The organism is Streptantibioticus rubrisoli, from assembly GCF_024436055.1.
In the GTDB taxonomy this organism is placed as follows: Bacteria; Actinomycetota; Actinomycetes; order Streptomycetales; family Streptomycetaceae; genus Streptantibioticus_A; species Streptantibioticus_A rubrisoli.
The window spans coordinates 90,560-99,644 of the sequence record NZ_JANFNH010000020.1 but is presented as its reverse complement, the minus strand read 5'-3'; the positions used below and the strand labels follow the sequence as shown (position 1 = coordinate 99,644).

The window sequence follows — 9,085 nt, the reverse complement described above, 5'->3', positions numbered from 1 at the left end:
TTCGTCACCAGCCGACGGTGCCACCGCAGAATCGTGCCGGGTGTGACCAGACGGTGTTGCCGCAGCGCCCTGGGTAACTGCCGTATCAGCGCGGCGAGATAGCCGCGGTCGGCCCAGTCGAAGCGCGGCTTGGGGTTCGCGCGGCGCAGCACCGCGACCTCGTGCCGCAGGACCAGCAGCTCGATGTTCTTGGACGCTGAGGAACGGCAGAGAAGCACCAACCAGCTCAGCAGCCGGGTGAAGACCAGGTAGAGCAGACGTAGCCACACAGCATGAGATCCTTCCCGGCGCGCGTTGCTCTATCCATCGCTGCTGGTCACCGGGCCAAGCCGAGTTCTGGAACCCGACAGCATCAATACGCAGTACAGCGCTCCGCGCACGACCGACCAAGTTTTGCGGATCCCGAAGGGCGCTCGAACCTGCGCAGAGCCCCGACCCCCCGACCCCCCGACCGACTCGCATTCAGAACGACACGGCCGCAGTGACGACCAACGACCCGACTTTGCCCGGCAACGGTCCGACTTCCCTTGTTTTGCTGCTCCCACCCAGGACTCGAACCTGCGGCCAACCACGGACCGCCCTCCTAGTCAGCACTGCTGACGCCGCATCATCTCCTGCCCAAGGCTTCGTCGGGCTCACGCAATTGGCAGGCTGGCCACGTTCGAACCGCGGTGGCCACCTCCTCTCCCCCGGACCTCAAGGACCACCGGGGACACGCGCCAGGCATGCCGAGGCAAGCATGGTCGTCGCCGAGAACCGGAATCCCCGGGAGGCAGCATGGAGACCGGTGCACCTTTGCGACGGACCGGGTTCCACGCCGCCGACGTCCGCCCCACGGATGCGTCCAGTTGGTCGTCCCATGACCGAGCCAGGGGCTCCGTACCGCGCGCAGCGGCGCCCGACCGCGCTTACGTTCTGGGAGTGCCCCGTCTGCGGGAGAGCGCCAAGGGGTATTGCCCGGCTTTACGGCACCGCGAGCACGCCAACCAAGGCAGGTGAGGAGCGCTGACCTGCGAGAACAGAGGCTCACGCTCACACGGGCCGCCCCGCCACCCCCGTCCCACGGGGAGCACCCCACCCCGCTCCCTTGGCCAAAGGTCGGCCAGAACCCGCCAAGGGGCGTTTAGGCCTCTCGATGCCCGCTACATCAACATCATCCCGGGTGACCTCGCCGCCCAACGGTTGACGACGGCGCGCAACGTCCCCGTACCGCGCCCCACATCCACCCGATCGGACGACGGACAAATCGCCCCCGATTGACACCACTTGAGGCTGGGAGCAAGAGCGCTCCCAGAGGGCTCCCCATCCGCTCCCACCGCAAACACGACAAAGGCCGCTTCCGTTACTCACGGAAACGGCCTTCGACCTGCGGTTTCGCAAGTCGGGACGACAGGATTTGAACCTGCGACCCCTTGACCCCCAGTGTTCGGCCGGGCGTCCGTGACGTCCAACGGGTCCATGCAGAGCGGGTTTTACCCAGGTCAGCGGCTCACCGACCAGCCCCTTAGGGGCAGTTTGTGAGACGAGTGTGAGACGGCACGAAGCTGATCGGCCCTCAACTGTCGGCCTGCGCAGAACGTCGCGGCCGACCCCCCTTGCGGGCTCTGCGCTCGGCGAGTTCCTGCTCGGCCGCCTCAAGGTCAGCGAGGTCCCGTTCGTCGCCGTACTCTCGGATGTCCGCGCGCACGTGGTCGAGAAGCAGCGCGCTTCGGTCGGTGCCCAGCCGTTCGGCAACTCGGCCGTATGCCTCCCACATGACGCGCGGGATACGGAAGCGCGTGTGGTGGGTGTGGTCGGCACTGTCTCCCATGACTCTCCCTCTCGTGTTCCCACGGGGATTCTGACACGAACCGCTTGTGTGGGAACAGGGTTAGGGATTACTGTGTTCCCACAAGGTTAATCGACCTTCCAACGCAGAACGGCCCCACCTCGGGCTCTCACACACCGAGGCAGGGCCTGACGGAACCCCTGATCTGACCAGGAGTCCGCTGTGCTTCACCTTTTCATGCGCCCCCAGACCGGACGCCAGACCACCCGCCGTTTCCTCTCCACCGTCTCCGACGCGGTCCGTTCGCTGATCGCCCCCGCGTCGCTGACCCGCCACTCCGCTCCGTCGCAGCCGGCGCCTGTCGCCGCTCCGGAGCCGACCGGCCTGTTCACTGCAGACGAGTTGCCCGACGTCGAGGACATCGAGGCCGCTGCTGCATCGTTCGCGAAGGCCGCGGACCAGGCCCGCGCTGCCGATCGCGGTAAGCGGAAGGCGAAGCGCCTTCTCGACCGGCTCCCGGCTGGCATCTACGGGGGATGGGTCGTCTCCCGTGTCACCTCGACCCGTCAGACGGCGGACTTGGACGAGATCCGCCGCATCTTCAAGCAGCACGGACTCGGCCCGGTGCCGATGAAGCCGAGCGCGCCGTCGTTGAAGGTCGAGCGTGTCCCGGCCGCCGAGCTGGTGACGGTCTGATGAGCCGCGCGGACTTCTCCCCGCAGCTGCACACCGCGATCGACGCAGCGCGCCAGGCACTGGCCGCGGCCGACGCTCTCGAACTGAACGCCCCTGAGATCCCCGAGTCGCACGAGAAGCTGGCCGACGTCCTTCACCAACTGCTCGGCGCGCTCGACGCCGACCGGTCGGCGCGGCTGTCGGTACAGCACGACGCGGAGTTCCGGAACCTGTGCCGGGCCGCGCGGATGGAGCTGTACGCCGCCACCGGTTCCTTGCAGCGCCTCGTCCGGTTCGAGCAGGCACTCACTCGCATGATCTGGCCCGACACCGACCAGGCAGCGGCCGACCGCTGCCCTGCGGCTCACCCTGACGACGCGACGCCGTGCGGCGGCCCGGTCGTGGTAACGGTGCTCGATACCCGCGACGGAGGAGCGAAGGGCTGCGAGCACCACGCGGCCCGGCTGCTGGCCTCGTTGGAGCGCGGCCGGGTCTACCCGCTGCCTGATGCGCCCGAGGGCGCGGCGAGCCGTGTGTTCAGGGCGGCCGGGAACCTGCGGCCGTTCGAATGGCTGCGGCGGGGCGGTGACGGGTCATGAAGCCGAAGTTCCCGATCCCGCGGCCGACCGAGCACGCGGCGATCCGTGCCGCCGAGCACAGCAGCACGCCGCTTCCGCCCGTCGAGGCCTTGTTCGACCGGCTGGTGACCGCCCAGGCGGTCGGCGACCAGCACGGCTCGAACCTGTTCGGCCACGCCATCGCCCGCGCCGCCGGTTCCCCGCCGCTCCGCTGAATCCGTGCCCCGCCCGCGTGTCGGGCGGGGCCCTCTCCCCGTGAAAGGGACGTTCCGTGAAATGGCTTGCCGTAGCGCTGTTGATCGCGCTGCTCCTGCACTTCCCGTTCCTGGGCCGACTGGCCGCCGTGGCGCCCGTCCTCGGGCTGCACGCCGTTGCTTGGGCGTTGGGTCAGGGTTGGCTGCTCGCTTCCGCCCTGGCCGCCGTCAGCTGGCGCATGGCTGCCCGCCGCTGGGGGTGGCTGTGATGCTGGACGCCGCCGACCTGCCCACGCCGCTCGCCGAAGTAGCCGCGGGCGCTGCCGTGTTCGTCGAGCGTCGCCTGTCCACGTTCCTGCCGCCGACCACCATCGTCGTCGCCAACCGGGTGCAACTGGCTATGTACGCCGTGCGCGCCGCGACCGCGGTTGCGGGTGGCCGGCCGTCGTGGCTGGCCCGGCTCCGCTACGGGTTCGCCATGTGGCGCGAGGCCCGTACCGGGCTGGCGTGCACTGCGCTGTCCCCCACGGGCGTGTTGATCGTCGTCACCCGCCGGGCCCTCGATGACAGGTGGCTGACCGACTACTTCGTGCACGAGTTCGTGCACGCCGTCCAGGCCGGCCGTCCCGGTCGACGCGAGCAAATGACCGAGCTGCTCAGGTTCGACCTCGGCTTGGCCGCTGTCGACGAGGAGGACCTGTACGCCGAGGACCTGCGGCAGCAGGCCGAGGAGGGCGAGGCGTACCGGATCCAGGCCGAGCACGCCGGGGTCATCGACGTCGGGGGGATGCCGTGGCGACCGTGAACGAGTCCATTCCGGGCCAGCCGACTGGCGTTCCGGGTACGCCCCGATCCGTTTCGGGTACGACCGGCCGCCGTTCCGCGAGCGCCATGATGCTGTTGACCGTTGTCGCGGTCGTCGGTGGCGCGGTGCTCGCCGGGATCGGGTTCACCGGCTCGTACTCCGCTCTGGTCCATCTCGGTTTCGCCCACGGGTTCGGCTGGTTCAGCCGGGTGTTCCCCATCGGGATCGACGCCGGGATTGTGGTCCTGCTGGCGCTCGACCTGCACCTGATCCGCCGCCAAACCCCCTGGCCGATGCTGCGGCTGCTGGCGCACCTGCTGACCGGCTGCACGGTCTACTTCAACGCGTCCGCGGCTGGGCGGAACGACACCGTCGGCGCGGCCATGCACGCCGTGCTGCCGCTGCTGTTCGTCGCCAGCGTCGAGGCCGGCCGCCGCCTGGTGGTGAAGGCCGCAGACCTGGAAGCCGGGCGGGAATCGGCCGGGGTGCCGCTGCACCGCTGGCTGCTCGCGCCGGTCCCGTCGTGGCGGATGTACCGGCGGATGAAGTTGTGGGACATCGGCTCATACGCCCAGGCCGTGGGGCTGGAGCGGGAGCGGATCGTGTACCGGGCGCTGCTCGACCGCCGGTACGGGGACTGGCGCAAGGCCCCATCCGACGCCCGTTTGCCGTTCACAATGGCCCGCTTCGGACTGTCCGTTGACGAGGCGCTGGCGCTGCCTCAGAAGGCCGAGGAAGCCGAGCGGTTGCGGGCCGAGGCCGAGCAGGCGCGGCAGGTCGAGGCGGAGACGCGGAGCGCCGAGCGGGCTGCTGAGGCGGAGGTCGCCCGTCTGCGCGCCCGCGGCACGGTCGAGGCCGCGCGGCACCAGATCGACGCCGAAACCGGGGTCGCTGCGGTGGAGGCCCGCGCCGCGAAGGAGACGGCGGAGGCGTCCGCTCAGGCTCGTGCGCGGGCTGCTGCCGAGGAGGCTCAAGCGTTCGAGTCACTGGATGCAGCTGAAGCGAACAAGCGTGCGGCCGAAACGGAGGAGGCCGCTGCCGAAACGCGACGGCGCGCAGCCGAAACGGACCGGGCCGCGGCCGGAATGGAACGAGAGGCAGCCGAGACGCGGCGTCGCTCTGCCGACGCCGAGCGGGCCGCGGCGGTCGCGGAGAGGGAGGCGGAGGCCGCGAAGGAGGCCGCCGAGGCTGCTCGGCTCCGCGCGGCCGAAACGCGAGCCCGCGTAGCCGGAATGGAGCTGCGCGCGGTCGAAGCGGAGGACGCTGCCCGCCTCACGCCCCGGGAACGGGCCGCCCGCAAGGTCGCCCGGATGATCCTCGCGACCGGCAGCAGCGACCCGGAAGCGGTCGAGCTGCAGACCATCGCGGACGCCCTCGGGGTGTCGACCACCACCGCATCGGAGCGGCGCCGGGAGGCTGCCGAGTTGCTCGCTGACGGCTACCGGCCCACTGCCGCAAACCCGACCACCACCACCCTCAAGGAGGTAGCAGCGTGAGTACCGCCGTGAACGGTCACCACCGTCCGGCTCCGCCGAGCACGGTGACGATCGGCCAGCCGGTCGACCTGACCAAGCCGCGCGAGCCCGAGGACACGCCGCCGCTCGTCCGGCCGGCCGAGGCACCCGAGCCGGTCGACGCCCCGGCCGCCCGTCAGCGCGCCCGCAGGATCAGGCGCGCCACGCGCCGGGTACAGGCTGCGGTCACGCACGAGCGGACCCGCAAGACGCTGCGCCTGGCAGCCCGGCACAGTGCCTACCTCATTGGCGGCACAGGTGTCGTCGCCAAACGCGTCTGGCACGGCCGAACGGTGGCCGTGCACCACCAGATGCGCCAGGCCGCCGTCGCCGCTGGAGATCATGCGGGCGCGGCTGAGTGGCAGGACAAGGCTGACCGGTTCCGCCAGGCCCGCCACCAGCGGCGTATGGATCTGCTGACCAAAGCTCCGCACGTGGTGCAGAGCGCGGCGATCGGTTTGGCCGGGGCGGAAGGTGCCCTGCTGCTGCTCGGCATCTGCATGGCCGCATCGAGCCACGACCCTCACGACGTTGTGGTGCCGACTATGGCCGCGGTCGATGCAGTGCGGGCCGTCTGCTGGTTCGTGGGCGTGGCGTGGGGCCCGGCGCTGGCGCTGCTGGTCCTCGCTGGCTTGTCCCACCTGTGGCGGGCGGGCCAGGCGCACGGGACGGCACCGGTCTGGGCCCGTCCTGCTTCCGGGACGGCGGACGATGTCCCGATCACGCCGAGCATCGTGGTCAAGGCCCTCTCCGACCTGGGCATAGCGGCGCTGAAGAAGTCCATCAAGGACATGACTGACGGGGCGGCCGGGATGCTCGGGCCGATCACCCGAGCTGGCTGCGGCGCGGAGGTGGACGTGACGCTTCCATCCGGCGTCAGCACGGAGGAAGTGCTGGCCAGGCGCCGGAAACTGGCGGAGAACCTGCACCGGCACGAGCACGAGCTGCACATGAGCATTCCGCCCGCACCTCGTACCGTGCGGATGTGGATCGCCGACTCCGGCGCCCTCGATGAGCCGATCGGCCCGTCCCCACTGGTGCTCGACCCGGACGTGACGGCCGACATGCGCAAAGGCCGCGCACCGTGGGGGCAAGACCTGCGCGGCGATGCGGTACTGATCAGCCTGTGGCAGCGGCACATGCTGATCACCGGTCTGTCGAATCAGGGGAAGACCGCCAGCCTGCGGGCGCTGGCGCTGTGGCTGGCCTTCGATCCGCGCGTCGAGTTCCGCATCGCGGACCTGAAGGGTGTCGGCGACTGGCAGATGTTCAACGGCCTAGCATCTGTGTTGATTCAGGGGCCCACGGACGAGCATGTCATGGCCGCAACCAACATGGTGGAAGCGGGCGTTGACGAGATGGGCCGCCGGATCGCCCTGATGCGGCAGCTCACTGCCGAGGGCTGGACGCAGGAGAAGATCCTGGCGGACTCGCGGTTCCGTCCCCTGGTGCTGATCGTCGATGAGGCGCAGGTCGCTTACGGGTCGGGTGCCGTTGGCGAGGACAAGCGGCCCTATGGCGGGTCGAAGGCCACCAGCCGGTACTTCCAGGCCATCAAGAAGATCCACGATCAGGGGCGTGCTGTCTCGGTCACGACCTGGGAAGGCACGCAGGACCCGACCAACGAGAACCTTCCGAAGCGCTCCCGCGAGGGCAATCACATCCGGGCGTCGCTGGTGGTCGGCACGGAGTCGCAGGCGGAGATGGCGCTGGGCGCGCAGGCGCTCGCCGGTGGCGCCGCCCCGCACAAGCTCCGCCAGGGGCTCGACAAGGGCACGTTGGTGGTGGCCGGGGACGGGGTGAAGCTGGAGCCTGGCCAGGCGTCGGTCACCGTGCGGACGCACTTCATCGACGGCGACCAGGCCGCGGAGATCGCCGAGCGGGCCAAGGCACGGCGGGCGGGCGTCGAGACCCGGGACGGCACGCAGGCCCCGGCCGAGGAAATCGACCACCTCGCCGACATCGCCGCCGTGCTCGAAGGAGGCGAGCGGATCCAGACCCAAGAGGTTCTGCGTCGACTGATCGACCGGGCGCCGTCGGTGTATCAGGGCTGGGAACTGCGGGACTTGAAACGGGTGCTGGATGAGGCGGGGGCCGCCGCGTACCAGACCCGGGCGGACGACGGCTCCAGCGGCGTCATGTGCGTGTCCCGTATCCGGGTCCTGGCAGCCCTCGAACGGCGCGCAGAAGAGGCAGAGATCGACGGAGAGTGAAGGGAGGCGGCAAGGGAGTTGAGGGAGTTCTCCCTCACCGCCTCTCTCGCCCCAGTCCCTCACGCTGACCTGCACAGACACCACGTGAGGGAGGCAGGGAGGCGGGCCGTACAGCAGCCTCAACACCCCGGAAAACGGCCCTCCTCGGGCCTCCTGCCGCCTCCCTCCCCTGCACGCACCGTGACAGCGATAGGAGAACCGTCATGTCCGAGTACCGGTCCTACACCCGCGGCGAGCGCGCCGAGCGCGCCCGGCTGGTCCTGCGCGGCGTCGAACAGGCTGCGGCCAGTGCCGTTGATTCGCGGATCGAGAAGCGCATCGAGCGCATCGACGCCGTCGCCGCCGACCGCGGCGCCCGTGAAGCGGACGCCCTGTTCGCCCAGGACGACCGCGCGAAGAACGAGCTGGCCGCTGCCAAGGCCCGGGAGCGCGCCGCCCGGGGCGAGGACCGAAGGGCCGCCCGCGATGCCCGCAGGCAGGCCGAGCAGCGCGTGCGGGCCACCGAGCGGGCCATCCGCCGCGCCGGACTGTGACGGTGGTGACGATGGCGAGCCAGAAGGCTCTGAACCCTCCGAAGGGCGAGTGCCGTCAGTGCTGGTACCACGCCTACGCCAGCCGTGAGGCACACAAGCACCTGGGCCCGCGTGAGGCCTGCCCGGCGTGCGTGGACCACATGGTCAACGGCCACCCCAACCACATGATCGCGCGGTGACGGTCGTGCGGATACGCGTCCGTGAGCGCGCAGACAGCACGTGAAGCCGCCCCGGGGCGGCCGCCATGCGGCCAAGCAATCGGCCGCCCCGAGCTCCCACACCCCTTCAAGAGAGCAGGAACCACCATCGTGAACGACAACCATCTGCCCGACCAGGTGCGGCACGCCAACGTCATCCCCGGCACCGTCCCCGGCGCCCCGCTCCAGCCGGTTCAGTTGCCGTCCGGTCAGTGGGTGTACGCGCCGCAGCCGCAGCCCCAGGTCGTCACCGTGCAACTGCCCGCGGCGCAGCCGTCGATGCCGCAGTGGCTCCGCGACATGATCGTGGTCACCATCCTGGTCCTGGCGGTCGTCGCCGTGTGCACCGCCGGAGTGTGCGCGGTCGTCGTGGTCGCTGGCGGAACCCTGATCGGCATCATCGGCACCCTCGGCGCCAATCTGCCGTTCATCGGCGTCACCCTCGTCGGCCTGGTCCTCGCCGCCGGATGGGCCGCCAACAAGTTCAAGGCCATCAAGGGCAGCGAGAAGTAACTGCCCCCATGCGAAAGCCCCTTACGAATTCCGTAAGGGGCTTTGCCAGTCTCCCGGCCGCGCGACAGGGGTACCGTTCCCAGTGGACGCTAGGA

Annotated in this window: 11 protein-coding genes and 1 pseudogene; 10 read left to right on the top strand and 2 right to left on the bottom strand. The window is 70.1% G+C overall.

Annotation, left to right across the window (positions count from 1 at the left end):
• Nucleotides 1-269, bottom strand: a pseudogene (locus NON19_RS18170) (helix-turn-helix domain-containing protein); the annotation flags it as partial.
• Between the two features lie 1,286 nt (nucleotides 270-1,555).
• Nucleotides 1,556-1,810: a hypothetical protein gene (locus tag NON19_RS18165; RefSeq protein WP_255929359.1), complete on the bottom strand. Its 255-nt coding sequence runs from the start codon at nucleotides 1,808-1,810 to the stop codon at nucleotides 1,556-1,558.
• 180 nt (nucleotides 1,811-1,990) lie between these two features.
• Between NON19_RS18165 and NON19_RS18160 the strand changes: the two genes are divergently transcribed.
• The 10 genes from NON19_RS18160 (at nucleotide 1,991) to NON19_RS18115 (ending at nucleotide 8,990) form a co-directional block, all read left to right on the top strand.
• Complete coding sequence (locus tag NON19_RS18160; protein ID WP_255929357.1) at nucleotides 1,991-2,464, top strand: hypothetical protein; 474 nt, start codon at nucleotides 1,991-1,993, stop codon at nucleotides 2,462-2,464.
• Complete coding sequence (locus tag NON19_RS18155) at nucleotides 2,464-3,042, top strand: hypothetical protein (RefSeq protein ID WP_255929355.1); 579 nt, start codon at nucleotides 2,464-2,466, stop codon at nucleotides 3,040-3,042. The genes NON19_RS18160 and NON19_RS18155 overlap by 1 nt, the downstream gene beginning before the upstream one ends.
• Nucleotides 3,039-3,236, top strand: a complete 198-nt coding sequence (locus NON19_RS18150) for a hypothetical protein (protein ID WP_255929353.1) — start codon at nucleotides 3,039-3,041, stop codon at nucleotides 3,234-3,236. Before NON19_RS18155 ends, NON19_RS18150 begins: the two co-directional genes overlap by 4 nt.
• Nucleotides 3,237-3,292: 56 nt before the next feature.
• A complete protein-coding gene (locus NON19_RS18145; protein WP_255929351.1) occupies nucleotides 3,293-3,484 on the top strand; it encodes a hypothetical protein in 192 nt (63 codons plus the stop codon).
• Nucleotides 3,484-4,020 (top strand): hypothetical protein, encoded by a 537-nt coding sequence (locus tag NON19_RS18140; protein WP_255929350.1) that lies wholly within the window; start codon nucleotides 3,484-3,486, stop codon nucleotides 4,018-4,020. The genes NON19_RS18145 and NON19_RS18140 overlap by 1 nt, the downstream gene beginning before the upstream one ends.
• A 95-nt stretch (nucleotides 4,021-4,115) precedes the next feature.
• A complete protein-coding gene (locus NON19_RS18135; RefSeq protein WP_255929348.1) occupies nucleotides 4,116-5,516 on the top strand; it encodes a DUF2637 domain-containing protein in 1,401 nt (466 codons plus the stop codon).
• Between the two features lie 44 nt (nucleotides 5,517-5,560).
• Complete coding sequence (locus NON19_RS18130; protein ID WP_372514178.1) at nucleotides 5,561-7,747, top strand: FtsK/SpoIIIE domain-containing protein; 2,187 nt, start codon at nucleotides 5,561-5,563, stop codon at nucleotides 7,745-7,747.
• 203 nt (nucleotides 7,748-7,950) lie between these two features.
• A complete protein-coding gene (locus NON19_RS18125; RefSeq protein ID WP_255929344.1) occupies nucleotides 7,951-8,280 on the top strand; it encodes a hypothetical protein in 330 nt (109 codons plus the stop codon).
• 11 nt (nucleotides 8,281-8,291) lie between these two features.
• Nucleotides 8,292-8,459, top strand: coding sequence for a pRL2-8 (locus NON19_RS18120; protein ID WP_255929342.1), 168 nt, complete (start codon nucleotides 8,292-8,294; stop codon nucleotides 8,457-8,459).
• Between the two features lie 129 nt (nucleotides 8,460-8,588).
• Complete coding sequence (locus NON19_RS18115) at nucleotides 8,589-8,990, top strand: hypothetical protein (RefSeq protein ID WP_255929340.1); 402 nt, start codon at nucleotides 8,589-8,591, stop codon at nucleotides 8,988-8,990.
• The last annotated feature ends 95 nt before the right edge of the window (nucleotides 8,991-9,085 follow it).

What these genes read in the sequence shown, in the direction of transcription:
- NON19_RS18165 (WP_255929359.1), bottom strand. Translation starts at nt 1,810, where the DNA reads ATGGGAGACAGTGCCGACCACACCCACCACACGCGCTTCCGTATCCCG.
- NON19_RS18155 (WP_255929355.1), top strand. Translation starts at nt 2,464, where the DNA reads ATGAGCCGCGCGGACTTCTCCCCGCAGCTGCACACCGCGATCGACGCA.
- NON19_RS18150 (WP_255929353.1), top strand. Translation starts at nt 3,039, where the DNA reads ATGAAGCCGAAGTTCCCGATCCCGCGGCCGACCGAGCACGCGGCGATC.
- NON19_RS18140 (WP_255929350.1), top strand. Translation starts at nt 3,484, where the DNA reads ATGCTGGACGCCGCCGACCTGCCCACGCCGCTCGCCGAAGTAGCCGCG.
- NON19_RS18125 (WP_255929344.1), top strand. Translation starts at nt 7,951, where the DNA reads ATGTCCGAGTACCGGTCCTACACCCGCGGCGAGCGCGCCGAGCGCGCC.
- NON19_RS18120 (WP_255929342.1), top strand. Translation starts at nt 8,292, where the DNA reads ATGGCGAGCCAGAAGGCTCTGAACCCTCCGAAGGGCGAGTGCCGTCAG.